At 69.8% G+C, this 24,265-nt stretch carries 22 protein-coding genes; 3 read left to right on the top strand and 19 right to left on the bottom strand.

Annotation, left to right across the window (positions count from 1 at the left end):
- Positions 1-57 precede the first annotated feature (57 nt).
- The 8 genes from tsaE to glmS all read right to left on the bottom strand — a co-directional run bounded on the left by tsaE (position 58) and on the right by glmS (position 9,664).
- Positions 58-522 (bottom strand): tRNA (adenosine(37)-N6)-threonylcarbamoyltransferase complex ATPase subunit type 1 TsaE, encoded by a 465-nt coding sequence (gene tsaE, locus H4W30_RS42800; protein ID WP_192747856.1) that lies wholly within the window; start codon positions 520-522, stop codon positions 58-60.
- Positions 522-1,619, bottom strand: a complete 1,098-nt coding sequence (locus H4W30_RS42795) for an alpha/beta fold hydrolase (RefSeq protein WP_192747855.1) — start codon at positions 1,617-1,619, stop codon at positions 522-524. The genes tsaE and H4W30_RS42795 overlap by 1 nt, the downstream gene beginning before the upstream one ends.
- Positions 1,616-2,755 carry an alanine racemase gene (alr, locus tag H4W30_RS42790; protein WP_192747854.1) on the bottom strand — a complete coding sequence of 380 codons (1,140 nt, stop codon included), beginning with the start codon at positions 2,753-2,755 and terminating at the stop codon, positions 1,616-1,618. The genes H4W30_RS42795 and alr overlap by 4 nt, the downstream gene beginning before the upstream one ends.
- Positions 2,756-2,783: 28 nt before the next feature.
- On the bottom strand, positions 2,784-3,875 hold the full coding sequence (locus H4W30_RS42785) for an ABC transporter ATP-binding protein (protein WP_192747853.1): 1,092 nt from the start codon (positions 3,873-3,875) through the stop codon (positions 2,784-2,786).
- 4 nt (positions 3,876-3,879) lie between these two features.
- Entirely contained in the window at positions 3,880-5,307 is a 1,428-nt protein-coding gene (xylB, locus tag H4W30_RS42780; RefSeq protein WP_192747852.1) for a xylulokinase, read from the bottom strand.
- Positions 5,297-6,112, bottom strand: coding sequence for a DeoR/GlpR family DNA-binding transcription regulator (locus H4W30_RS42775; protein ID WP_192747851.1), 816 nt, complete (start codon positions 6,110-6,112; stop codon positions 5,297-5,299). Before H4W30_RS42775 ends, xylB begins: the two co-directional genes overlap by 11 nt.
- A 234-nt stretch (positions 6,113-6,346) precedes the next feature.
- The gene (locus H4W30_RS42770; protein WP_192747850.1) at positions 6,347-7,786 is read right to left on the bottom strand and encodes an NAD(P)H-hydrate dehydratase; all 1,440 of its coding nucleotides are present in this window, start codon (positions 7,784-7,786) and stop codon (positions 6,347-6,349) included.
- Positions 7,787-7,801: 15 nt separating this feature from the next.
- On the bottom strand, positions 7,802-9,664 hold the full coding sequence (gene glmS, locus H4W30_RS42765) for a glutamine--fructose-6-phosphate transaminase (isomerizing) (RefSeq protein ID WP_125732187.1): 1,863 nt from the start codon (positions 9,662-9,664) through the stop codon (positions 7,802-7,804).
- Between the two features lie 171 nt (positions 9,665-9,835).
- Here glmS and H4W30_RS42760 point away from each other — a divergent pair, with 171 nt between their 5' ends.
- A complete protein-coding gene (locus H4W30_RS42760) occupies positions 9,836-10,660 on the top strand; it encodes a dienelactone hydrolase family protein (RefSeq protein ID WP_125679983.1) in 825 nt (274 codons plus the stop codon).
- A 281-nt stretch (positions 10,661-10,941) separates the two neighbouring features.
- Here the strand turns inward: H4W30_RS42760 and H4W30_RS42755 are convergent, their stop codons facing one another.
- The 5 genes from H4W30_RS42755 to H4W30_RS42735 all read right to left on the bottom strand — a co-directional run bounded on the left by H4W30_RS42755 (position 10,942) and on the right by H4W30_RS42735 (position 16,259).
- Positions 10,942-11,478: a hypothetical protein gene (locus H4W30_RS42755; RefSeq protein WP_192747849.1), complete on the bottom strand. Its 537-nt coding sequence runs from the start codon at positions 11,476-11,478 to the stop codon at positions 10,942-10,944.
- 29 nt (positions 11,479-11,507) lie between these two features.
- Positions 11,508-13,850, bottom strand: a complete 2,343-nt coding sequence (locus H4W30_RS42750; protein WP_192747848.1) for a hypothetical protein — start codon at positions 13,848-13,850, stop codon at positions 11,508-11,510.
- Positions 13,850-14,164, bottom strand: a complete 315-nt coding sequence (locus tag H4W30_RS42745; RefSeq protein ID WP_016331125.1) for a hypothetical protein — start codon at positions 14,162-14,164, stop codon at positions 13,850-13,852. Before H4W30_RS42745 ends, H4W30_RS42750 begins: the two co-directional genes overlap by 1 nt.
- A 138-nt stretch (positions 14,165-14,302) precedes the next feature.
- A complete protein-coding gene (locus H4W30_RS42740; RefSeq protein ID WP_020633351.1) occupies positions 14,303-14,608 on the bottom strand; it encodes an acyl carrier protein in 306 nt (101 codons plus the stop codon).
- Positions 14,598-16,259: a fatty acyl-AMP ligase gene (locus tag H4W30_RS42735; RefSeq protein WP_192747847.1), complete on the bottom strand. Its 1,662-nt coding sequence runs from the start codon at positions 16,257-16,259 to the stop codon at positions 14,598-14,600. Before H4W30_RS42735 ends, H4W30_RS42740 begins: the two co-directional genes overlap by 11 nt.
- 62 nt (positions 16,260-16,321) lie before the next feature.
- On the opposite strand from H4W30_RS42735, the gene H4W30_RS42730 reads away from it, so the two are divergent.
- Positions 16,322-17,254 carry a cytochrome P450 gene (locus tag H4W30_RS42730; RefSeq protein WP_192747846.1) on the top strand — a complete coding sequence of 311 codons (933 nt, stop codon included), beginning with the start codon at positions 16,322-16,324 and terminating at the stop codon, positions 17,252-17,254.
- Between the two features lie 4 nt (positions 17,255-17,258).
- On the opposite strand, the gene H4W30_RS42725 is transcribed toward H4W30_RS42730, so the two are convergent.
- From H4W30_RS42725 to rplM, 6 genes are all read right to left on the bottom strand, one after another.
- On the bottom strand, positions 17,259-17,744 hold the full coding sequence (locus tag H4W30_RS42725; protein WP_192747845.1) for a hypothetical protein: 486 nt from the start codon (positions 17,742-17,744) through the stop codon (positions 17,259-17,261).
- 11 nt (positions 17,745-17,755) lie between these two features.
- Complete coding sequence (locus H4W30_RS42720) at positions 17,756-20,137, bottom strand: hypothetical protein (RefSeq protein ID WP_192747844.1); 2,382 nt, start codon at positions 20,135-20,137, stop codon at positions 17,756-17,758.
- Complete coding sequence (locus tag H4W30_RS42715) at positions 20,137-20,445, bottom strand: type VII secretion target (protein WP_126736594.1); 309 nt, start codon at positions 20,443-20,445, stop codon at positions 20,137-20,139. Before H4W30_RS42715 ends, H4W30_RS42720 begins: the two co-directional genes overlap by 1 nt.
- An 84-nt stretch (positions 20,446-20,529) precedes the next feature.
- Positions 20,530-21,864, bottom strand: a complete 1,335-nt coding sequence (gene glmM / locus H4W30_RS42710; protein WP_192747843.1) for a phosphoglucosamine mutase — start codon at positions 21,862-21,864, stop codon at positions 20,530-20,532.
- A 257-nt stretch (positions 21,865-22,121) separates the two neighbouring features.
- On the bottom strand, positions 22,122-22,625 hold the full coding sequence (gene rpsI / locus H4W30_RS42705) for a 30S ribosomal protein S9 (RefSeq protein WP_034304312.1): 504 nt from the start codon (positions 22,623-22,625) through the stop codon (positions 22,122-22,124).
- A gap of 14 nt (positions 22,626-22,639) precedes the next feature.
- A complete protein-coding gene (rplM, locus tag H4W30_RS42700; protein WP_005166833.1) occupies positions 22,640-23,092 on the bottom strand; it encodes a 50S ribosomal protein L13 in 453 nt (150 codons plus the stop codon).
- A 276-nt stretch (positions 23,093-23,368) separates the two neighbouring features.
- Here rplM and H4W30_RS42695 point away from each other — a divergent pair, with 276 nt between their 5' ends.
- Positions 23,369-24,259, top strand: coding sequence for a hypothetical protein (locus H4W30_RS42695; RefSeq protein WP_126733364.1), 891 nt, complete (start codon positions 23,369-23,371; stop codon positions 24,257-24,259).
- The last annotated feature ends 6 nt before the right edge of the window (positions 24,260-24,265 follow it).

The following is a 24,265-nucleotide window of genomic DNA, read 5'->3' as shown; positions in this document are numbered from 1 at the left end:
TCTGTGGCACCGGATCGCGATTAGCCCGCTAAACGCAAGTCGCCCCGCGGATCGCGATTAGCCCGCTAAACGCAGGTCGGGCGTGCGGGACGTCCAGGTGCCGTGCGGCTCCAGGGTGACCATGCGGACATCGTCTTCGCGGCGCTCCAGGCGCACGACGAGGTAGTCGTCCGACAGGCGCTCGGCGGACCCTTCACCCCACTCGACGACCAACGCGGACCGCTCCAGTTCGGTGTCGAGGTCCAGGTCGTCCAGCTGCGAGAGATCCCCGCCGAGCCGGTACGCGTCCACGTGCACCAGCGCGACCCCAGCGGCCCCGGCCGGATGCACCCTGGCGAGCACGAACGTCGGCGAGCTGACCCGCCCACCGACCCCGAGACCGTCCGCGATCCCGCGGGTCAGCGTCGTCTTGCCCGCCCCGAGCGGCCCGGCGAGCAGCACGAGGTCGCCCGCGCGCAGCGAGCGTCCGAGCTCTCGCCCGAATTCCATCGTCGATTCGGGAGTCGGGAAAGCGAAATTCATCAGCGTTGCCACCACCAGGTCCGCCGTTCGGAAGTCTCACCATCGGTGCCGGTGCATCGTTGCACCAAGTCGATCAGGTGGCTGTTCACCAGTTCGGGTTGTTCCAGCTGCACCATGTGCCCCGCGCCCCGGACGCGCACCAGCTCCGCGTCCGGCAGCTCCGCCGCGATCCGCTCGGCGTGCGCGATCGGCGTGAACCGGTCGGAATCCCCGCCGACGACCAGCACGTGTGCGTGCTTCAGCCCGGCGAGCGCGGCGTACCGGTTGTGGCTGCCGAGCGTGTCGACGAAGTTCACGAGCCCGCGCACCGGCGTCACCTCGAGCATTTCCAGCATGAAGTCGACAAGTCGAGGAGACACGTCACGGCTGCCGAAGGCCAGCCTGCGCACGGCCTGCCGGGTCAGCTGCCCACCCGCCGCGCGCACGAATTCGACAAGCCCCGGCTGCCACCCGGCCAGCCCGCCGACGCCTCGCGTGAGCGGGTTGTACTTCGAGAGCAGTGATCTCGGAAGGCCCCGAGCACCGACTTCGCCCGCCGCGGTCGCGATGAACGCGACGCCACAGACACGGTCGTCGAACAGCTCGGGATGCTCGGCGGCGAGCTCCATGATCACCATGCCGCCCATCGAGTGCCCCATGAGCACGATGGGCCCCTCCGGCACCACCGAACGCAGGACCATGTCGAGGTCACGCGCCAGCTGCTCGATGGTGCTGGTCTCGGCGGTCGCGGCGCCGGATTGCCCGTGCCCGCGATGGTCGAAGTACACCTGCCGCACCCGCGGCAGCCTCAGCGACGCGAGGTCTCGCCGCTGGAAATGCCAGCAGCGCTTCGACAACGCGAAACCGTGCACACCGACGACGGTCAGCTCCGGTTCTCCCCCATCGCCCGGATCGATCTCCTCGACCGCGAGCGGCGTGCCGTCCTCCGCCGCCACTGTCGACGTCCGATCCGGTGCGAGATCCCCCAACGGCTCGTCCACGAACGGATCCTCACTCTGCCGCCGCTGCTGTGCGGCGACGGCGATCGCCGCGGCGGTGCCGGTGGCCACGGCCCCGACGCCGCCGACGATGGCCAGCAGTCTTCGTGAAGGTGTCACGAGCCTGCCTCCAGATACGTCCGGTGGACACGCGGGCGGTACATCGAAGTCACGATCTCGTAGTCGATCGTCCCCAGCTTGTCGGCCCATTCCCGTGCCGTGGGCTCACCAAACGCGCCCTTGCCGAAAAGGATCACTTCGCTGCCGATGGACGGCTCGTCGTCTCCGCAGTCGACGATGAGCTGGTCCATGCAGACGCGGCCGACGACCGGCCGTCGCTTTCCGCCCAGCAGGACGTCCATCCGTCCGGACAGCGACCGCGGCACGCCGTCGGCATAACCCACGGGAACCAGCGCGAGGGTGGTGTCGCGTTCGGCCGTCCAGCTGTGGCCGTACGAGACCGATTCGCCTGCCGGGATCCGCTTCGTGAGCACGACGGACGATTTGAAGGTCATGGCCGGGCGCAGATCGTCGCCGGTGGGCACCGGGTTCAGCCCGTAGATCGCGATCCCGGGGCGCACGAGGTCGAAGTGCAGGTCGGGCCTCGTCAGCACGGCGGCGGAGTTCGCGATGTGCCGCATCGGGTTCAGGCCGGCGGCGCGCGCGATGTCGTAGGCCTCGTCGAACCGCTTGGCCTGTGCGTCGATGGAGGGGTGGCCGGGCTCGTCGGCGCACGCGAGGTGCGACCAGATCGCGACGACCTCGATGAGCGGCTTCGCGGCCGCCGCGGCCTTGACCAATGCCGGCCATTCCGCAGGTGGGCAGCCGTTTCGGGACAGCCCGGTGTCGATCTTGAGGTGCACCCGGCAGATCGCGTTTAGCCCGCTAAAGTCGCGTGCCCGGCGAGCGCCGTCGGCCACGCGGGCAAGCTCGTCGAGGGAGCTGACGGCGACGTCGATGTCTTCGGCGACCGCGGGCGCGAAGTCGGCTTCGGGGGTGTCGAGCCAGCTGAAGAGGCGGGCTCCGATCCCGGCCCGGCGCAGCGCGAGCGCCTCGCCGAGGGAGCAGGTGCCCAGCCAGGTGGCCCCACCCTCGACGGCGGCACGGGCGACCTCGAGGGCTCCGTGCCCGTAGCCGTCCGCCTTGACCACGGCCATGGTCTGGGCCGAGGGAGCGCGGGATGCGAGCAGGGCGACGTTGTGCCGGATGGCGGACAGGTCGATGACGACCTCGGCACGCGGGAAACTGGCGGTCATAACGACCACCAGTTTCCCACGAACCGGCTCAGGACAGGCGCGCCCCGTCGGTGGCGGAGAACACGTGCAGCTCGTCGGGACGGATCCGCAGGTGCAGCGTGTCGCCCATGGTCGGCGGCGTGCGCGGGTCCACCCGGGTGACGACGTTCGACTTCGAGCCCTCGGCGTCGGTCTCGGCGAGCTTGCCGTAGACGTACGCGTCCGAACCGAGCTCCTCGACGAGGTCGACCTTGATCGGCAGCGTGCCGTCTTCGCTGGTCGTCACCTCGAGCGATTCCGGACGGAAGCCGAGGGTGACCGTGTCGCCGTCGGCCTTGGCGAGGATCTCGCGGGTCAGCGGTACCCGCGCCCCACCCAGCTCGGCTCCGTCTTCGGTGAGCTTCGCGGTGACCAGGTTCATCGCGGGCGAGCCGATGAATCCGGCGACGAAAGCGTTTGCGGGCCGGTCGTACAGGGCGCGCGGGGTGTCGCACTGCTGCAGGAGACCGTCCGACAGGACCGCGACCCGGTCGCCCATCGTCATGGCCTCGACCTGGTCGTGCGTGACGTACACGGTGGTGACGCCGAGGCGTCGCTGCAGCGCGGCGATCTGCGTACGGGTGGAGACACGCAGCTTCGCGTCGAGGTTCGACAGCGGCTCGTCCATGAGGAAGACCTGCGGCTCACGCACGATGGCGCGGCCCATCGCGACACGCTGGCGCTGACCACCGGAGAGCGCCTTCGGCTTGCGGTCGAGGTACTGCTCGATGTCGAGCAGCTTGGCGGCGTCGAGCACCTTCTGCTTGATCTCCGACGCCGGACGGCCCGCGATCTTCAGCGCGAAGCCCATGTTCTGGCCCACGGTCATATGCGGGTACAGCGCGTAGTTCTGGAACACCATCGCGATGTCGCGGGCGCGCGGCGGCAGCTGCGTGACGTCGCGGTCGCCGATCCACACGGCGCCTTCGTCGATGTCTTCGAGGCCGGCGAGCATCCGCAGGCTGGTGGACTTGCCACAGCCGGAAGGCCCGACCAGCACGAGGAATTCGCCGTCGGCGATCTCGAGGTCGAGTGCGTCCACGGCGGGCCGCTCGGAGCCCGCGTAGCGCCGGGTCGCCTTGTCGTAGGTGATCGTGGCCATCGGTTCAGTCCTCTTTCGGTTTCGCGGAAATGCCGTGCCCGAGTTCGCGGGCTTCGAGATGCCGTTGCTGGATCCGGTGCCCCTCGGCGCGGTCCGCCTCGGTCGGCTCGAGTGGGGTGTAGCCGTGCTGTTCCTGCCAGCGGGGAGGTTCCGTGCTGGAAGCGAGGGCCCAGGCCGCCTGCCGCGCGGCACCGACCGCGACGTACTCGGCGACTTCGGGGACGACGACGGGCACGCCGAACACGATCGGCGCGACCGCGCGGACGGCGGCCGATTGCGCGCCGCCACCGATCAGGAGGACGCGGCGGACTTCGAGCCCCTGCTCGCGCAGGGCGTCCAGACCGGCCGCGAGGCCGCACAGCATGCCTTCGACCGCGGCGCGGGCGAGGTTCTCGGGCGTCATGTTCGCGCGGGTGAGGCCGAAGAGCGTGCCCTTGGCGTCCGGGAGGTTCGGCGTCCGCTCACCGTCGAGATAAGGAAGGAAGGTGAGGCCGCCGGAACCGGGTGTGGCGGCGAGCGCCAGCTTGTCGAACTCCGCGAGTTCGACGCCGAGCATCGCGGACGTGGCCGTGAGCACGCGGGCCGCGTTGAGGGTGCAGGCCAGCGGGAGGAAGCGGCCGGTGGCGTCGGCGAATCCCGCGACGATGCCGGAAGGGTCGGCGCTCGCGGTTTCGGAGACGCCGAAGACGGTGCCGCTGGTGCCCAGCGAGACGACGACGTCGCCCGGAGCGAGTTCGAGACCGAACGCGGCGGCCATGTTGTCGCCGGTCCCGGCCGAGACCAGGATCCCGTCCGGGGTGTGGCCCGCGGCTTCGGCGGGGCCGATGACCTTGGGCAGCTCGGGCGTGCGGCCGCCGAAGGCGTGCGCGAGGAGGTCTTGGCGGTATTCGCCGGTGGCGGGCGAGAAGTACCCGGTGCCGGAAGCGTCGCCGCGGTCGGTGACCGGCTCGGCGCCGTCGCCCAGCAGCCGCCAGGTCAGCCAGTCGTGCGGGAGCAGCACACGGGCGACGCGATCGGCCAGCTCCGGCTCGTTCTCCGCCATCCAGCGCAGCTTCGTGACGGTGAAGCTGGCGACCGGCACCGAGCCGACGGACTTCGCCCAGCTCTCCGGGCCGAGCTCGCCGCTGAGGTCTTCGGCCGCCTTCGCGGACCGGGTGTCGTTCCACAGCAGCGCGGGCCGGACGACCTCACCCGCCTCGTCGAGAGCGACCATGCCGTGCTGCTGGCCGCCGATGCCGATGGCGCCGACGCCGTCGAGCAGGCCGTCCGTCGCCTCGCGGAACGCGTCCCACCACGCGGCGGGGGCGACCTCGGTGCCGTCGGGGTGCGAAGCGCGGCCGGTGCGGACGATCTCACCGGTGTTCGCGTCGCAGACGACGACCTTCGTCGACTGGGTCGACGAGTCGATACCGGCGACCAGATCAGAACTCATATTCCGGGCCCTCCGGTGCGCATTCGACCTGCTCGATGGCGGTTCCCGCGGTCAGCGCCGCCTCGATCTCCTCGGTCGGCGCCTCTTCGTCGGTGATCAGGAGGTCGTAGTCGCCGATGTCGCCGTACGCGTAGGTGGCGGTGCGGCCGAATTTGGAGTTGTCGACGACCAGGACGTTGCGGTCGGCGGTGCGCAGCGCGGCCTTCTTGAGCTCCGCATAGTCCTGGACCGGGTGGAATAGGCGGCCGACCGCGACCGCGGCGACCGAGACGAAGGCGATGTCGGCGTGCGTACGGTCGAGGAACCCGACGACGTCCGGGCCGGCGCAAGAATCGAACTCGTGGTGGTAGCGGCCGCCCGCCAGGACGACCTCGACGCTCTTGGCCGGGCCGAGGATGCGGGCGGCTTCGAGCGAGTTGGTGATGACGGTGAGGTCCTCGATCTGGCCGAGGCGGCGAACGAGCGGGAAGAGCGTGGTCGAGTCGTCGACGAAGACCGTCTGGCCGGAGTGGACGTGCGCCGCGGCGGCCTCGCCCAGGGCGTCCTTCGTGGCCTGGTTGAAGGTGTCGCGGAAGCGGGCGGCGGACTCCATGGTCGTCGCGGGGTAGGCCTCGACTTTGCCGCGGAGTTTGCGGAGGAGCCGGCGGTCGGCGAGGTCGTCGAGGTCGCGGTGCATCGTCATCAGGCTGACGCCGAAGCGGGTGGTCAGGTCGTCGATGCGGACCTCGCCGGTGGCGATGACGTGGTCGAGGATCTCCTGGCGCCGATGCTCGACGGCGGCGTCCGAGGGCCTGGTCTTAGACATGGGCGACACCGTTCACGACCCGGACCATCGCGGTCTCGGCGGGGTGGGTGTCGGCGCTCACACCTGCTTCTTACCAGATTATTCGCCCGGAGTTAACACGTAACTCGATAACTCCCGAATTTTTCTCACTTGCGTCGCCTGCCCCGCCGACCTGCGTTTAGCCCCCTAATCGCGCTCTGAGGGCACCCGCCCGCAGAGCGCGGTTGGGGGGCTAAACGGAGGTCGTGGCCCTGGTCAGGAGGCGATGCGGCGGACGGACCGGATGGCGTCCGGGACCGCGGCGAGGATGCCGGAGGCCGAGGTCGGGGCGCCGTCGGCGGCGAGGGATCCGGCGAGGGAATGGACGTGCGCGGCCGCACCGGCCGCCAGCCACGGGTCGAGTCCCGAAGCGAGCAACGCACCGACCAGACCCGACAGCACATCCCCCGAACCGGCCGTCGCGAGCCACGATCCCCGCGGCGTGTTCACCAGCGCCCGCCCGTCCGGCGCCGCGACCACCGTGCAGTGCCCCTTCAACAGCACGACGGCGTCGTACTTCCGCGCGGCCGACCGCGCCGCCGCGACCCGGTCCGCACCCGGCGGCTCACCCATGAGCCGCTCGAACTCCCCCGCGTGCGGCGTCAGCACGAGCGGGGTGTCCGGATCGCGTGCGTCGAGCACGTCGGGCGACCGCGCGATGATGGTCGTCGCGTCGGCGTCCGCGCACACCGGCACGCCGCGGCCGAGCACGAACCGCAGCACGTCCCGCCCCTCGTTGCCGGTGCCGATCCCCGGCCCGACGACCCAGGCCTGCACCCGGCCCGCGTCGGTCACCGAACCCGTCGCGATGATCTCGGGCCATTGCCCGCGCACGACGTCCGCCGCATGACCGGCGTAACGCACCAGCCCGGACGTCGCCCGCACCGCCGCACCGGCCGCGAGCACGGCCGCTCCCGGGTACGTCGCCGACCCGGCTGCGATCCCCACCACGCCCTGGCTGTACTTGTCGTCGTCCGGGCCGGGCACCGGCCACGCCGCGGCGACATCCGCCGTATCGAGTCGCTGCAGATCGGGCTCGCTGAGCCGCAGTCCGATGTCCACCAGGGAGACCTCGCCACAGGACGCGGGCGCGAGGGCGTGCACCGGCTTGAGCGCGCCGAAGGTGACGGTCCGATCGGCCACGACCGCCGGGCCGTCGACCGCGCCGGTGTCCGGATCCACCCCACTCGGCAGATCGACCGCGAGCACCGGCGAGCTCACGTGCTCCAGCAGCGCGGCGGCGTCCGGCCGCAACGGCCCACGCGCCGAAATTCCGACGATCCCATCGACGACGAGGTCGGCCCGCCGGATCCACTGTGGACCGTCCTCAAGGGACACGACCTTGCCGCCGGAACGCTTCAGAGCGGCCAAACCCGGGCCGTGGGCGCGTTCGGGCTTCAGCAGGATCGCCGAGACGGCCACATTGCGGCGGCGCAGGAACGCGCCGGCCCACAAGGCGTCACCGCCGTTGTTGCCCGACCCGACGAGCAGCGTCACCCGCCGCCCGGACACCGAACCCGTGTGCGCGGCCAGCATTTCGGCGGCGTGCACCGCGAGGCCGAACGCCGCGCGCCGCATGAGCTCGCCGTCGGGAGTGACGGCGAGCAACCGGTCCTCCGCCGCGCGAATCCGTTCCGTGGTCCAGATTCCCTGCACGACGCCTCCGGTCTCTTACTCGACGGTGACCGACTTCGCCAGGTTACGCGGCTTGTCGACGTCGTACCCACGCGTGCGGGCGATCTCGGCGGCCAGCACCTGCAGCGGCACCGTGGAGACCAGCGGCTGCAGCAGGGTCGGGACGGCCGGGATCTCGATCAGCTCGTCGGCGAACGGGCGGACGGTCTCGTCGCCCTCCTCCGCGATCACGATCGTGCGGGCGCCGCGCGCCTGGATCTCGCTGATGTTCGACACCAGCTTCGAGTGCAGCACCGCGCGCCCCTTCGGCGACGGCATCACCACGACGACGGGAAGGCCTTCTTCGATCAGCGCGATCGGGCCGTGCTTGAGCTCGCCGGCCGCGAAGCCCTCGGCGTGCATGTACGCCAGTTCCTTGAGCTTCAGCGCGCCTTCGAGGGCGACCGGGAAACCGACGTGACGGCCGAGGAACAGCACGGCCTTCGAGTCGGCGATGCGGCGGCCGAGGTCACGGACCTGGTCCACAGTGGACAGGACTTTCTGCACCGCGGCGGGCATCGCTTCGAGCTCGGCGAACTCGCGGGCGACCTCGTCCGGGTACTTGGTGCCGCGCGCCTGCGCGAGCGCCAGGCCGACCAGGTAGTTGGCCGCGATCTGCGCGAGGAACGCCTTCGTCGACGCGACACCGATCTCCGGACCGGCGTGTGTGTAGAGGACGGCGTCGGACTCGCGCGGGATCTGCGCGCCGTTGGTGTTGCAGACCGCCAGAACGCGGGCCTTCTGCTCGCGGGCGTGGCGGACGGCTTCGAGGGTGTCCGCGGTCTCGCCCGACTGGGAGACGGCGACGACCAGCGTCGCGCGGTCCAGCACCGGGTCGCGGTAGCGGAACTCGCTGGCCAGCTCCACCTCGACCGGGAGGCGGCACCAGTGCTCGATGGCGTACTTGGCGACGAGGCCCGAGTGGTACGCGGAACCACAGGCGACGACGAAGACCTTGTCGACGTCACGCAGGTCCTGGTCGGAGATGCGCTGCTCGTCGAGGATGATCCGGCCGCCGTCGAAGTGCCCGCGCAGCGTGTTCGCCAGCGCCTCCGGCTGCTCCTCGATCTCCTTGAGCATGAAGTACTCGTGGCCGCCCTTTTCCGCGGCCGAGAGGTCCCAGTCGACGGTGAACGGCTTGGCCTGGGCGGCGTCGCCGTGGAAGTCGGTGACGTCGTAGCCGTCGCGGGTGATGACGACGAGCTGATCCTGGCCGAGCTCGACCGCCTCGCGGGTGTGCTCGATGAACGCGGCGACGTCGGAGGCGACGAAGTGCTCGCCCTCGCCGACGCCGACGACCAGCGGCGAAGAGCGGCGGGCGGCGACGACGGTGTCCGGCTGGTCGGCGATCGTCACGACCAGGGTGAACGCGCCTTCGAGACGACGGCAGACCGCGGCGACGCTGGCCGCGAAGTCGCCCTTCGTGTCGCCCTCGGTGTACGCGCGGGCGATCAGGTGCGCGGCGGTCTCGGAGTCGGTGTCGCTCGCCATCTCGACGCCTTCGGCCTCGAGCTCGGCGCGCAGGGCGGCGAAGTTCTCGATGATGCCGTTGTGCACGACGGCGACGCGCTGGGAGGCGTCGCGGTGCGGGTGCGAGTTGCGGTCGACCGGGGCGCCGTGGGTGGCCCAGCGGGTGTGGCCCATCCCGGCGGTGCCGGTGAAGGCGTCCCTGCCGACCGTGTCGAGCTGGGTCTCCAGGTTGGCCAGGCGGCCCGCTTTGCGCTCGACGTTCAGCGCGCCGGCGCCGTCGAGGACCGCGACGCCTGCCGAGTCATAGCCGCGGTACTCCATCCTGCGCAGGCCGCCGATGACGACGTCCAGGGCCGGGCGGTGTCCGACGTATCCCACGATTCCACACACGGCCACCAGCCTAACGACGGAAATTCGGCCCCTTCGCCCGGGCGCCCGCACCTGCGTTTAGCGGGCTAAACGCGACGCTTAGGCACGCTAAGCAGCGCGGTTAGCCCGCTAAAGGCGAACGCCGGGGCGGCGCGCGGGCCGGACGTGGGCGCGGGCAGTAAGGTCACGAGCATGGCCAGCAAGCCCAAGCAGCTGCTCGCGGAGCTGTCCCACCCAGGTCCGCACGAGGTTCTGCGCGGCAACCTCGCCCTGGTCGGACTGCCCGGCGTCGTGTTCACCCCCCGTTCGGGCCTCGGTCTGCCCGCGATCGCGTTCGGGCACGGCTGGTTGCAGCCGACCGGGAGCTACCGGCATCTGCTCCGGCACCTCGCGAGCTGGGGCATCGTCGCGGCGGCCCCGGCCACCCAGCGCGGTCCGCTGCCTTCGCACCGGCTGCTGGCCGGTGACCTGCTCACGACGCTCGACTTGATCACGACGGTCCGCCTCGGACCGGACGGCATCAGCGTCGACCCGGCGAAACTCGGCCTGGCCGGGCATTCGACCGGCGGCGGCTCGGCGGTCCTGGCCGCCGCGCAGGCCGCCGAGAACGACGAGCGGCCCGAGATCCGCGCGGTCGCGACCATCACCCCAGCGCAGACGCTGCCGCCGGCGACGGTGTCGGCCCGCTCGGTGACCGCGCCCGGCCTGCACCTCGCGGCGGGCGAAGACCTGGTCGCGCCGCCCGTCGGACACGCCGAGGCCATCGCGGACGCGTGGGGCGGGCCGGTGCAGCTGCGGACGCTCGGGAAGTCGTCGCACCTCGGCGTCACCGAGGGCAGGCACTGGAGCCAGCTGCTGCTGCACGGGAAGCCGCACCGCGGGACCCAGCAGCTGACGCGGGCGCTGTTCACGGCGTTCTTCCTCACCCACCTGACGGGGACGACGAAGTACCAGCCCCTGCTGGACGCCGACGTCAAACGCGCCCCCATCGAGCTCCAGGACGAACCCGCCGCCTGACGCCCGGATCGCGTTTAGCCCGCTAAAGGCGATCCTGTACCCGGATCGCGTTTAGCCCGCGAAACGCGATCCGGCACCCGGCGACACGTCAGATCGCGATTAGCCCGCTAAACGCGACACGCCCCCGGCCCGGCCCTCGGATCGCGATTAGCCCGCTAAACGCGACACGCCCCCGGCCCGGCCCTCGGATCGCGATTAGCCCGCTAAACGCGACGCGGCGCCGGAGGGCAAAAGAAAGGGCCCGGCTCTGGCAAGCCGGGCCCTGAAGTGCGTGAAGCCGGTCAGTCGACCATCCACGAGTTGTTCGAGAAATCGTCGTCGTCGAATCCCTTGTCGTCACGGGCGTGACGACCGCGGCGACGCGCGGGCGCGCCGGGCTCTTCGGACGCCGCGGCACTGGGCGCGGGCGTCGGCGCCGCTGGCGGAACGTCCACCGTCGCCGGCATTCCGGGCACCCCCGGCGCGACCGGGAGCGGCGGCGGAGGCGGCGCCGGCCGCGACACGTCGGCACGGGCACCGAATTCGGCGAACCGGGCGTCCGGTTTTTCGTCGTCCTCGATGTCGAAGCCGATCGTGTGGCTGCGGTCGGCGGTCGTCTTGCCGGTCAGCCAGCCACCCGCCTCCTTGCTCCGCTTCCCCAGCTCCTGCATGTGCGCGGCGTACTTGTCATGGATGGCGGCGTCCTTCTGCATGGTGTCCACCGCCTGGGCCTTGGCGTCGGCGAGATGCCGCTCCCGCAGCCCGCGCTGCTCCAACTGTTCCGTGATGGCGGCGTCCTGCCTGGACATGGCGGCCGCCAGCCGGTCAACAGCGCTCATCGGTCCTCCCTCGTTCCCCGGTCAGGCGATCATCGCTCGTAACTGATCGAACGGTCGCCACCCTCGTCGTCGAGCGATCCGCTGATCCGGCCGCCCGCGCCACTGGTCTCGAAAATTCCACCCTCGACGCGGTACTGGCTCGACCCGCGCTGCGTGTCACCCCCGCCACCGCCGGCCGCGCCGCCCATGGCGCCCATGCCACCCATCATGCCGCCCATTCCGGCGGGCGAGCTCGCGGCACCGGCGCTCGCGGGCGCCGGGTCCATCCCGCCGGGAGCCATCCCGAGACCGCCCTCGGCCCCGGCCGGCTGCGCGCTGCCTCCGGACTGCATGCCCGCTTCCAGCGAACCCGCTTCGTTCAGCGACCCTGCCGAAGCACCTTCGAGCGGGCTGCCGATCGCGCTTTCGAAGCTGCCACCGCCACCGGCGGTCGGAACGGTGCCATCGCCACTGGCTCCCGACGCGCCACCCGCGGCGGCTTCGGCCCCCGCGGACACCGAAGCGGTCCCTTCCGCACCGGCGCCGACACCGACCTCGACTCCGCCTGGAGCGCCGAAGCCACTACCGCCGCCGCCACCAGGCGCCATCCCGCCGTCAGCCGGGGCGGGCATGGGACGAACGTCTTCGGGCTTACCGGGCTGCGGGTTGCCGGGGTTCCGGTCGTCGAGGCCGTTCTTGATGTCGTCGGTCTCGAGGGTGTCGCCGGGCTTGAGCTCCTTCTTCTCGCCCTTTTCGTCGAGGGTGTAGGTGGTCGGCTCGCCCTTGCCGTCGTCGACGGTCACCACGGTCGGACCGTTCGGGCCCTGCGGCTGCTCGGCGGTGATCTTGAGGTTGCCGTCCTGGATGTGGATCTTGCCGTCCGGACCGGGCCGGTAGACGCCGTCGGGGCCGGGCTTGCCGTCCTTGCCCTCTTCGCCCTTCGGGTCGTCGAAGTCGAGCTTGTAGTCCTTCTCGTTGCCCTTGCCGTCATCGACCTTGATGTCCATTTTGCCGTCTTTGTCCGGCTCGGTCATCTCGATCTTGTTGTCGCCCTTTTGGACGGTCATGGTGTCCTGACCGTCGATGCCGTCCTTGATCGCCTCGCCCGTCGCCGGGTCGATCGGGTACGGCTTGCCGGTCTCGGGGTCCAGCTCGAGCGGCTTGCCGGTGACCGGGTTCATGCCCTCGGCGGGCTTTTCCTCCGGCTTCGGCGTCTCGGGGACCGTAGCGGCAGGCGGGGTGCTGGCACCGCCGCCGCTCCCGCTTCCACCTCCGGTTCCGCCGCCCGTACCGCCGCCGGTGCCGCCACCGGTGTCACCGCCGCCACCCTTGTCCTTGCCCTTGCCGTCGTCGATGGGCGGCTTCTCGGACCCCGGCGCGGGGAACGGGTTCGTGTAGTCCTCCATGAACCGCGAAAGCTCGTGGTACTGCGTGTTGATCGTCTCGGTCGCGTTCTTGCAGAGCTTCTTGAAGTTCTCGAAGCGCTCACCGAACTCGGTGGCGAACGAGCCCTTCAGCCACTGCTTCGCGGCCCCGATCGCGTAATCCTTGTTCTCGTCGTTCAGATCGCAGTCGTCGTGACGCAGTCGTTCGGCGAGGTTGTTGCCCGGGCACGCGGAATCGAGCCAGTACGCGACGTCCATGAGCTTTTCTTTGGAGTCGACCTTGCCGTTCGCGATCTCGACGACCTGCTTCGCGATGTACAACGGCGCCGTGGCGACCTTGTCGACCCGGAGCTTCAGCGTTTCGTCGACCTTCAGCTTGAGCGCGCTGTAGATCTTGTCGATGGTCGACGGCACCAGCTTGATGGCGCCGTCCATCTGCGCGATGAGCTCTTTCGCGTCGGGCTGGATCCGCTGCTCGTACTTGACCTTCGCGGCCGTCGCGCCCTCGCCCTTCCAGTCGTGGAAGAGCGTGGTCAGCGCCGCCGTCGCGTCCTTCTGGGTCTGCTCGACGACCTTCTTCGCGTCGGCGAGATCTTCGACCTCGTCGAACATCTTCTGGAAGTTGATCTCGCGGTTCTCGTGGAACCGGTCCCAGATGTCGGTCTTGTAGCTGATTTCGCCCGACTTCTCCGGCATCTTGTTCCAGACCTGCTCGGCCCAGTCGGAGAAGAAGTCCAGTGCCGGCTTCCCGAGGTCGAGCACCTGGTCGGATTTGGTGGTGGAACCACCCGCGGCCGGCCGGGACATCGCGTCGAGGTCCTTGTCGGCCTGCTTCGTGTCGGCCGCCTGCTTCTTGTCCCCCGCGGCGTTCGAGTCACGTTCGGCGACGGCCTTCTTGTACGCCTCTTCCCGGTTGCCGAACGGCATCAGCAAGGCGTCTTTGGTGCCCTGCGTGACGTACGGGTCGTTCAGGATCTCGTTGATCTGTGCTTGCGTCGGTTGGCTCATTACTGGGCTCCCGCCTTGTTGGCAGCCGCGGCGTTCGCCTGGTCGGACGAGGTGTAGCGGGTCGACGCGGTGCTGACGCCGCCGGCGAGCTGGGTGAGCTGGCCCGCGTACCCCTTCATCGCGTCGGAAATGGCGAGAATCCCGGTGGCGTAGCCCTTTTGATAGTCCTTGTGGACCCGGCCGAAGTTTTCGGGCCCGACCTGGGTCGGCCCCACCTTCCCCGCCTCGGACGTCGTTTTCTCAGCCGCGCGCTCCAACGACGTCGACGCCGTGAGCATCGCCTCTGAATCGGCTTTGTAGCCCCCGTCCGGCATGACCGGTGCCCCCTTCGTCCCGCTGTATCCGCCTCGTTGTCCTACCTACGACGCACGCCGGCGGCATCAGGTGCCATCGCATATGCACACAGAATGTACCCACCGGTCATCCGGACCGCAGGAACATTCACACCTTTGCTAACTCAAACGATTTCGGCGCAAGAAGCCTGGTAGACCGCGTTTTCGCGGTTTCGCGCCCGCTTCGACGGCTTCGGCGAGCACGGTGGCCGCGCCGCGGATGTCGACCAGGCGATCCAGCTCGTCGAGGTCGATGTCGATGCCGAACTCCACCTCGACCGTCGCCAGGAGCCGGACGCGGCGCCGGGAGTCGACGCCCATCTCGGCGAACGGCGTGTTCTCGTCGATGGTGTCCGGATCGACGTCGAAGGTCTCGCAGACGAGGGCCTTGATCTCGTCGACGTACTCGCTCCCGTCAGCTGCCATGGGGGAATTCTGTCCCATCCGCGGTCCAGTACCGCGTTCTGGCCGCGGAACGCGCGACCTTGCCGCTGGAGGTCCTCGGCAGTCCGCCGGGTTTGACCAGGAAGAAGGCACGAAGCCGCACGTCGTGCCGCTCGGCGACGGCGCGGGTGGCGGCCCGCGCGATCTCCGTTTCGTCGAAGTCCTGGGCCTTCCGGGCGCGCTCGGCGACAACGACGACACCCTCGCCCTCATCGCCGTCGACCGAGAACGCGGCGACTCGTTCGGGCCCGAGCAGAGGGTGCGCGGCGGCGACCGTCTCCTCGATGTCGTGGGGGCTGTGATTGCGGCCGTCGATGATGATCAGGTCCTTGATCCGGCCGGTCACCGACAGCCTGCCGTCGCGGATCATGCCGAGGTCGCCGGTGCGGAGCCAACCGCCTTCGCCGTCGAGCTCGGCATCGAACACCTCGGCGGTCAGCTCCGGACGGCGCCAGTACCCGGCGGCCACGTTGGGCCCCTTGACCCAGATCTCGCCCACGTCGCCTTTAGCGGGCAAAACGCGATCCGCCGGGGGCACGACGCGGACCCGCTGGCCTCTGGGCCAGCCGATCTCCACGATTTCCCGGCCGTCCACCTCGGTCACCACGGGGCCGCTGGAATCGCCGCTGGCGACGTAGACCGTGGCCTCGGCCAGACCGTAGGACGGCCGGAACGCGCCCCGCGGGAAACCGTGGGGCTCGTATGCGGCGAGAAACTCCCGGACGGTCGCCGCCCGGACCGGTTCGCTGCCGCTGAGCGCGATCGACACCGTCGAGAGGTCGTACTCGGCGCGCTTCGACTCGGGCACGGCCTCGGTCACCAGGTCGTACGCGAAGTTCGGGGCCGCGGTGAGCGTGTTCGGATACGACGACATCAGCAGCAGCCAGCGCTCCGGGCGCCGGATGAATTCCAGCGGCGCGATGAACACCGTCCGGCCGCCGGAGTGCATCGTCCCGGCGAGCAACTGCGCCAGCCCCATGTCGTGGAAGAACGGAATCCAGCCGACGCAGGTGATCCGCTCGTCGACGTCGTAGGCGTCGCAGATCTGCCAGCAGGCGGCCGACAACGCCCGATGCGTGATGATCACGCCTGCCGGTGATCGCGTCGTGCCGGAGGTGTACTGCAGGTAGGCGGGGTCTTCGGGGGAGACCGGCGACGGCGGCGACTGGTCGGCCGGGTCTCGCGGCAGGGTGTCGACGGCGATGATCTCGCGGGGCGCCGGAACCGGCTCGGCCCCGGCGAACTCCGTCAACCGCTCGACCAAGGCCTCCGACGTGAGCCAGATGTCGGCGTCACAGTCGTTGAGGACACCGACGAGCCGCTCGCGGTGGGCGCGGACGTCCGGCGCGGACAGCGGCACCGCGACAGCTCCGGCGTACAGCGCGCCGAAGAAGGCGACGACGTAAGACAGGTCTTGCCTCGCCGTGATCGCGACGCGGTCTCCCGGCTGGATCACCTCACGCAGCTTCGCGGCGACAGCGCGGACGTGGACAAGCAGTTCGGCCCAGGTCAGGGTGTCCTCGACGGGCTCGTACCGGTTCGAGCAGTCGAGGTGCGTGTACGCCGGCCGATCGACGTCGGCGCGTTCGAGCAGGCGGAGCACGAGCGGCGTCCGCAGCACTTCCTCGGGCACTTCTGGTGACGGTTTTGAAGGCACTGGCACATCCTCCGGCCGCGCATGGGCATCATACGAACGTGGACGACTTCTTCGTGCTGGACGATCCGGCGGATCGCGTCAAGGCCCTGCGCGACCGCGAGCTCAGCTCGAACCCGGGCGGTGCCGCCGCCGAGACGCCGAACCTCCTGCTGATGGACGGCGCGGACCACCGGCGGCTCCGCGCGGTCGTCAAGGAGGTCATCGCCCTGGCGGAACCCCTCCCGATTGCCCTGCTCACAGACCTGCGCGTCACGATTAGCCCGCTAAAGTCGAGTGCGCGCTTCGACCTGGTGACCGATTTCGCCAGGCCGGTGGCGGCCAAGGTGACGGAGGCTGTGCTGGGCACGGAAGAGCCGCTCGGCGAGAAGCTGCTGACGAACCTTTCGGAGACCGCCGCGAATCTGGACGTCTGGTCGGGCGGGCCCGCCGGGGCCGACACCGCCGCGCTCCGGGTCGCGATGTTCTTCCTCAAGGCGACGGCCGTCGAAGGCGGCGGGCTGGCGCTGCTCCGCGAAGCGCACGAAGCGGGCCGGATCTGCGAAGACGAGCTGATGATCACGCCGGTGATGCTGGCCCACGCGGCGTACGAGAACTCCATGAACTTCCTCGCCCTCGCCGGTCTCGAACTCCTACGCCGTCCAGACGCCCTCGACGACGTACGCGGGCTGATCCACCAGATCTCCCCGACCCGCTTCGCCGCCCGCCGCGTGACCACGCCGTTCTCCCTGGCGGGCAAGAACTTCACGACCGGCGACAAACTGGCCATCCCACTGGGCCCCGACGCCGAACTCGCCTTCGGCCTCGGCCGGCACACCTGCCCCGGCTCGCGAATCGCGGTCGCCGAGGGCGAAGTCGCGCTTCGCGCCCTCGCCGAGATCCTGACTCCCGAGCATGTCGTCGAGGACGTGCGGTACAAGACGCACGCCGTCTTCCACGGCGTCGAACGGGCCGTCGTGGCGCTGCGAACCTGACGGCTCAGGTCGCCAGCCAGTCGGTGTTGGCGAAATCGTCGTCATCACCCCGCGCGGCGGCCACCCGCCGATGCCGCCCGGCCTGACGCTCCTCCGGCACAGGCGCCGGAGGTGGCGGGGGCTGCGGCGAGGCGGAAACGGAAGGAGCAGGCGGCCGATACGCGATCGGCGGCTCCTCGGCCGTCCGATACCCCGCACGGCGCTCGTTCTCGGCTTCGTCCTCCTCGAACCCGAAGTCGCCGTCGTCCTCGACCTTCTCGCTGAGCGTCGACTCGGTCTCCCAGCCACCCGCGGCCTCCGCGCGCCGCTTCTGCTCGCTCCGGGCCGCGAGCGCCGCGCCCGTTTCCTGCTTGAGCTGGTCGCCCGCCGCCTTGGTCTCCTCGATCGCCTTGGCCGCCCGGTTGTCGACCAGGTACATCCGGTCGCCGTTCTCGCGCTCCAACCCGGCCAGCTTGTGCCGGAGTCCGGCGAGATCCTCCTCAGGATTCACTGACCCCTCCCCTAGCGGAAGCCGATGACGCCGTCGTCGTCGAGCGATCCGCTGATCCGGCTGCCCGTCGTCGTCGCGGTGTCGAACAGGCCCCCGTCGACCCGGTACCCACTGGACGTGCGCTGCTGGTCTTCGCCGGACCCTTGCCCGCCTCCGGCCGCGCCGCCGCCCATCATGCCCATTCCGCCCATCATCCCCGCACCGGCCGCGGCCGGATCCTGGGTGCCCCCTCCCGGAGCGGAACCGAGCCCGGACGACGTCGAGGGAGCGGCCGCGCCGCCACCGGTCCCAGCCGGATCCGACGTGTCACCAAGCCCGTTGTCCCCACCCTCGAACGGGTCGCTCAGCGATTGGGCCGTCGTCGATTCGGAGTCACCGTCCTCAGCCGCCGCCACCGGTTCGGCCTGCTGACCGGGCGCGGGCGCTCCGCCGCCGGCCCCACCGGACGTGCCGTCGTGCGAGCGAACAGCCTGCTCTTCGACAGGCTGCGCCGCGGCATGCCTTCCGGCCGGCTGCGGCGTGGAATCCGGGCTCGCGTGACGGCCACCCGCGGCTTCGTCTTCACCCAGGGTGTACTTCGACGGCTGCCCTGAACCGTCGTCGACGGTCACCAGCGTCGGCCCGTCGGGACCGTTCGGCCGTTCCGCGGTGATCTTGAGGCCGCCGTCCTCGATGTGGATCTTGCCGTCGGGGCCAGGAGTCGCCGGCGGACGCTGTTCGGCGCCCTCCCGGGGCGCGGGTCCGCCCGCCGCGTCCGGCGTGGCCTTGCCATCACCGAAGTCGAGGCCGTAGTCCTTGACCTTGCCGGCGCCGTCCTGGACGGAGATGCCCATCTTCCCGTCGGCGCCGGGCTCGGCCATGGAGATCTTGCGGTCGCCCTGCTCGACCGTCACCGGCTCCGGCCGCACGGCGTCGGTGCCGGTCTTGATCGCCTCACCCGTGCGGGGGTCGATCGGATACGGCTCGCCCGTGGCCGGGTCGATGTCGAGCGGCTTGTCCGTGACCGGGTTCTTCTCCTGGCCCGGAACTTCGGGCTTTTCCGGCTCCGGGAGCACGGTGTTGCTCGGCGTCATGCGCCCGGGGCCGCCACCGGCACCGGGCGACGGGCCACCGCCACCACCACCGCTGGCGGGCGGGCCGCCACCGCCCTTCTCGACCGGCTTTTCGACCGGCTTCTCGCCGCCCGTTTCCGGGGTCTTGCCCAGATCCGCGAACGGATTCTCGACCACCTGGCCGAGCGAGTCGAAGTACGCCTTCCACGCGCCGTTGATCGCCTCGCGCGTGTTCTTGCACACCAGCTGGAAATTCTCGATGTGCTTGCCGAACCAGCCGAGGAAGACGTTCTTCAGCCAGGCCACCGCCTGAGGTTTGAGGACCTCGTCGATGGTGCTCTGGTCGATGTCGCCCCAGTCCTTGTTGTAGGCGTTCTTGGCGTCGATACTCAGGAACTTGATGCAATGGACGATGTCGTTGTGGCTGCACGATCCGTCGGCGATGCGGATGATCCGCTCGATGTCCTGCGCAGTCGCACCGTCGATGTTGTCGGTGAACCACTTCTGCAGCCACTCGACCTTTTCGCGGCAGAACTTGCCCACCGAGGCGGTGGTCCGCAGCAGACCGTCACCCGCGGCCTTGAAGGCTTCGGCGACCAGACCGGTCTTGTCCGAATAGGCCTTCTGGTAGGCGCGCGCCTGTTCGGCCGCGGCGCCTTCCCAGGTGCCGAGTGAATTCCCCAGCTTTCCGGAGACGTCCTGCGCGGACCCGGTGACGGCCGTGCCGACCGCAGTCAGCTCCTCCGCGCTCGTCTTGAAGAGGTTGAACGGGATGTTGTCCTGCTCGTGGTACAGCCGCTGAAGCTCGGCGAGGGAGACCGCCGCTCCGCCACCCGCCAGGCCCAGCGCGCGGACGTAGAGCGGGTGGAAGATCTCGTAGACCTTGAACCCCGACAGGCCGGGGACCATGATGTCGTTCGAATTCGCGCAGCCCGGGTCGGTCTCGGTGGCGCGCCCGGCGATCTCCTGGGTCTTCGCCGCGTCGCGGTTCAGCGCGTCGCGATCACCTTGCCGCCCCGCGGCCTGGTTCGCGTCGTACTTCTCGTGGGCGGTCTTGTAAGCCGCCTTGACGTCTTCGAGGTAGGCGTTGTTGTCACCGATGTCGCTCTCGGTGATCCAGTCACCGTTCATCGACTTGATGTAGTCCCGGAAGCCGTTCCGCTCGGCTTCGCTGGCGAACCCGCAGCTTTCCGGCGTCTCGTCCTCGATGTAGTCGATGTAGTTGAGGGCGAGCTCGCGTTTGGTGTCGCGATCGATGTTCGGGTCGTTGAGGATCTTCTCGACTTCGGCCCGGCTGGGAATGTCGTGCCCGGTGTCGCCACCGACGTCCGCGAGAGGCATCAGTGCTTCCTCATCTCGGCGGCGTTGGAGTCCTCATTGGACTGGTAGAGGTCCTTGGACGCCGCGAGCTTGCGGCCGAACTCGTCCGAAGCCGCGAGATAACTGCGCGCGCATTTCGCCAGACGCTGGATGCTCGCGGAGTACCCGCTGAAGCAGTCCCCGTGCGCCGGGCCGAAACTCGCCGCGCTCAGGTTGATCTGCTCGACCGCCCCGATCGGCCCTTCGCAAGCCTGCTTTGGCAGGTCCTGCAGGACCTTGGCTGCCTCGTTCAGCTGCGCTGGATCGACCTTGTGCCCTTTACCGGCCACCGTCACCCTCCCCTAGGTATCCGCACACGGAATGTACCGGGCCGGTAACCCCAGCGCAGCGACTTGGGGAGATCGTGAGAGGGGTTACGAGGCGGAGGAGACGACTCCCGCGAGCCGGTCCGCGGCCGCCTGTGCGGTGTCGTGCGCGGTGGCCTCGACCATGACCCGGACCAGCTGCTCGGTGCCCGACGGGCGCAGCAGGACACGGCCTTCCTCACCGAGTTCGGCCTCGACGGCGCCGACGGCGTCGCGGACCGCGGCCGAGACGGCGACCGCCGCCTTGTCCGCCACCGGGACGTTCACCAGCACCTGCGGCAGGCGGTTCATGACCGCGGCGAGCTCGGCGAGCGATTTGCCGGTCGACGCCATGCGGCTCATCACACGCAGCGCGGTGAGGAGGCCGTCGCCGGTGGTCGCGTAGGCGGGGAGGACGACGTGGCCCGACTGCTCGCCGCCGAGCGCGAACCCGCTGGCCCGGAGCTCCTCGAGGACGTAGCGGTCGCCGACGGCGGTGGTGACGAGGTTGATGTCGTGCGCGCGCATCGCCAGGTGCAGCCCGAGGTTGCTCATCACGGTCGCGACCAGGGTGTTCTTGGTCAGCTCACCGGTCTCGGCGAGGGCGAGCGCGAGGACAGCCATGATCTGGTCGCCGTCGACGAGCTCACCCGCGGCGTCGACGGCGACACAGCGGTCGGCGTCGCCGTCGTGCGCGATCCCGAGGTCGGCGCCGTGCTCGACGACGGCGGCGCGCAACGCTTCCGGGTGATTCGACCCACAGTGCTCGTTGATGTTCACGCCGTCCGGGTCGGCGTGGATCGCGATGACCTCGGCGCCGGCCTTGCGATACACCTCGGGGGCGGCGAAGGAGGAGGCGCCGTTCGCGCAGTCGACGACGACGCGCAGGCCCGCGAGGGGGTGCGGGGTGGCCGACAACAGGTGCTCGATGTAGCGGTCACCCGCGTCGGAGACGTCCTTCACCCGGCCGACGCCGATGCCGGTCGGGCGGGTGACGGGCGCGGCGAGACCGGCTTCGATCTCGTCCTCGATCCCGTCGGGAAGCTTGTGGCCGCCTGCCGCGAAAAGCTTGATGCCGTTGTCGGGCATGGGGTTGTGGGAGGCGGAGATCATCACGCCGAGATCCGCTTCGAGCGCGCCGACCAGGTACGCGACGGCGGGCGTCGGGAGGACGCCGAGGCGGAGCACGTCGGCACCCGCGGACGTGAGACCCGCCACGACGGCGGCCTCGAGCATCTCGCCGCTGGCGCGCGGGTCACGGCCGACGACGGCGACCGGGCGGTGCGAACGGTCGTGGGCCGCGAGGACGCGGGCGGCGCTGGCGGCGAGCGAGAGCGCCAGCTCCGGGGTCAGCTCCTCGTTGGCGAGGCCACGTACGCCGTCGGTACCGAATAGACGTGCCATCTGTCGACCTCCTTGAAAAACCACCACGACAACCTAGCCAGTCCCCCTGCCTGTCTCCCCGCGCCCCCGGCTTCGCCTTTAGCGGGCTAATCGCGACGCGCGCGACTTTAGCGGGCTAAACGTGACGCGGGTGGGGCGCATGGGGCGGGTGTGACAGGTGTGACTGGGGGCGAGCGGGGACCGAAGGACCCCGGAAACACGGAAGCGCCCATCCGAGAGACGGATGGGCGCTTCCGCGGGTTGCGCCAGAGGCGCGATCAGCGCTTGCTGTACTGCGGAGCCTTACGGGCCTTCTTGAGGCCGTACTTCTTCCGCTCCGTGGCGCGGGCGTCACGGGTCAGGAAGCCGGCCTTCTTCAGGGCCGGGCGGTCGTCGGCGTCGACCTCGACGAGCGCACGGGCGATCGCGAGACGGAGCGCGCCGGCCTGGCCCGAGATCCCGCCACCGTGCAGGTTGGCGAAGATGTCGAACGAGTCGGGCTTGTCGACCGTCACCAGCGGCTCACGGATGAGCTGCTGGTGCACCTTGTTCGGGAAGTACTCTTCGAGCGTGCGGCCGTTGAGCTTGAACTCACCGGTACCGGGAACGACGCGCACCCGGACGACGGCTTCCTTGCGGCGGCCGACGGTCTGGGCGTTGCCACCGGCGGCACGCGACGGACGCGGGGCGGCGGGGGTCTCGCTGGTCGCGACGGCGTCGCCGACCGGAGCGGTCTCCGTGGTCGCGACAGCCTCGACGGCCTCGGTCTCGGTGCTGGTCACAGACTGTTCCTCACTCACTGCGCGACCTGCGCGATCTTGGTGATCTCGCGCGCCTGCGGCTGCTGCGCGGCGTGCGGGTGCTCGGCACCGGCGTAGACCTTGAGCTTCTTCGCCTGGGCGCGGCCGAGCTTGTTCTTCGGGAGCATGCCCTTGACGACCTTCTCGAGCAGGTGCTCGGGCTTGGTGTCGAGCAGTTCGCCGAAGGAACGCTTACGCAGACCACCGGGGTAACCGCTGTGCCGGTACGCGAACTTCTGCTCGCGCTTGTTACCGGTGAGCGCGACCTTCTCGGCGTTGACGATGATGACGAAGTCACCGGTGTCCACGTGCGGGGCGTAGGTCGGCTTGTGCTTGCCGCGCAGCAGCGTGGCGACCTCGGTCGCGAGCCGGCCGAGCACGACATCCTCGGCGTCGATCACGTGCCAGGCACGAGTGACGTCGCCGGGCTTGGGGCTGTACGTGGGCAAGGGTCTACCTCGTCGTCAACATTGCGTGTGGGTTCTGTGCGGGCCTAGCGCTTACGCGCCGCAGCGCACAACGACATATGAAGATACCCCCACGCCCGACCCTACTGCGAAGCGGGGGTCGGTCCGGGGTCCCATACTAGGACCGGCGCCCGGCGGGCGCCCCGCAACTGTACCCCGCCGGTGTGGCGGAACCGCCCACGGCATCGTCCTTCGCGGGAGAGGATGAGACGATCCGGACGCGCACCGCGCGCGGGGACTCGATTCAGGGGAACGGCGATGAACAAACGTCCAACGACCATCTTGTGCGTGCTGAGCGCCGTGCTGGCCCTCACCACCGCCTGCGGCCAGGGGCGGGCGGGCACCGCCGTGCCGAAGGGTGACGACGCGGCGACCTACGTCGGCACGAAGTTCGAAACGGCGATGAACAAGCTCCAGGACACCATCGGCCAGCAGCGCGACGTCACCAGCGAGTCGGGCGCCTACTTCCGGTTCGACGAGAAGTACATCCGCAGCACGATCTCCTCGGCCCGCACCGGTTCGCCGGAGGGCCGGGTCAGCCGTCAGCGCTCGCAGAAGAACCCGGACGACAGCATCGACTGGTACACCCCCGCCGACGGGACCGTCGAGTACGTCTACCTCGGCCCCGTCTACAAGAGCCTCGCCCCGACACCGTGGGTCTCGATGCCGAAGTCGGAGGCTGGGCTGGCGATCCCGTGCGCCTGGGTCGGGATCATCACCGCCTGCAAGATGGCCGACGCGATCGCCGTGTCCTACAACGCGGACAAGAAGATCGTGAAGGGCGCCAAAAGCCTTCCGGAGAACCGGATCGAGCTGACCGCGGACATCCCGTTCGGGAAGTTCATGGAACGGCGGGTGGAGATCCTGCCGCCGTCGATCAGCGGGGCGGTCACGGCCGAGATGAAGAAGGCGCCGGTGCACACCACCGTCTCCCTCAACTCGGACGGCACGCTGAACCAGATCGTGATGGACGCCAAGATCGAGGGCGGCGGGCACAAGATCGAGCTGCGCTACGACTTCCGCTTCACCGGAAAGGCGAGCGCGCAGGATCTGCCCAAGCTGCCCGACGCCTCGCAGATCACCGTGCTGCCGGACAAGGCGGCCAAGGACGATTTCAACCGCCGCTTCAGCGAGTTGAAGGGCGTCTGAGCCATG

It is taken from the genome of Amycolatopsis roodepoortensis (assembly GCF_014873915.1).
Taxonomy (GTDB): Bacteria; Actinomycetota; Actinomycetes; order Mycobacteriales; family Pseudonocardiaceae; genus Amycolatopsis; species Amycolatopsis roodepoortensis.
Note: the sequence above shows the minus strand (reverse complement) of the source record. Positions and strands in the feature narration are given on the sequence as shown.

Excerpts from the sequence above, each read along its gene's own strand:
- H4W30_RS42740 (WP_020633351.1), bottom strand. The coding sequence starts at position 14,608 with ATGGCAGCTGACGGGAGCGAGTACGTCGACGAGATCAAGGCCCTCGTC.
- H4W30_RS42745 (WP_016331125.1), bottom strand. The coding sequence starts at position 14,164 with ATGCCGGACGGGGGCTACAAAGCCGATTCAGAGGCGATGCTCACGGCG.
- alr (WP_192747854.1), bottom strand. The coding sequence starts at position 2,755 with ATGACCGCCAGTTTCCCGCGTGCCGAGGTCGTCATCGACCTGTCCGCC.
- xylB (WP_192747852.1), bottom strand. The coding sequence starts at position 5,307 with ATGAGTTCTGATCTGGTCGCCGGTATCGACTCGTCGACCCAGTCGACG.
- H4W30_RS42775 (WP_192747851.1), bottom strand. The coding sequence starts at position 6,112 with ATGTCTAAGACCAGGCCCTCGGACGCCGCCGTCGAGCATCGGCGCCAG.
- H4W30_RS42695 (WP_126733364.1), top strand. The coding sequence starts at position 23,369 with ATGAACAAACGTCCAACGACCATCTTGTGCGTGCTGAGCGCCGTGCTG.
- tsaE (WP_192747856.1), bottom strand. The coding sequence starts at position 522 with ATGAATTTCGCTTTCCCGACTCCCGAATCGACGATGGAATTCGGGCGA.
- H4W30_RS42785 (WP_192747853.1), bottom strand. The coding sequence starts at position 3,875 with ATGGCCACGATCACCTACGACAAGGCGACCCGGCGCTACGCGGGCTCC.
- glmM (WP_192747843.1), bottom strand. The coding sequence starts at position 21,864 with ATGGCACGTCTATTCGGTACCGACGGCGTACGTGGCCTCGCCAACGAG.
- H4W30_RS42750 (WP_192747848.1), bottom strand. The coding sequence starts at position 13,850 with ATGAGCCAACCGACGCAAGCACAGATCAACGAGATCCTGAACGACCCG.
- H4W30_RS42755 (WP_192747849.1), bottom strand. The coding sequence starts at position 11,478 with ATGAGCGCTGTTGACCGGCTGGCGGCCGCCATGTCCAGGCAGGACGCC.
- H4W30_RS42720 (WP_192747844.1), bottom strand. The coding sequence starts at position 20,137 with ATGCCTCTCGCGGACGTCGGTGGCGACACCGGGCACGACATTCCCAGC.
- H4W30_RS42760 (WP_125679983.1), top strand. The coding sequence starts at position 9,836 with ATGGCCAGCAAGCCCAAGCAGCTGCTCGCGGAGCTGTCCCACCCAGGT.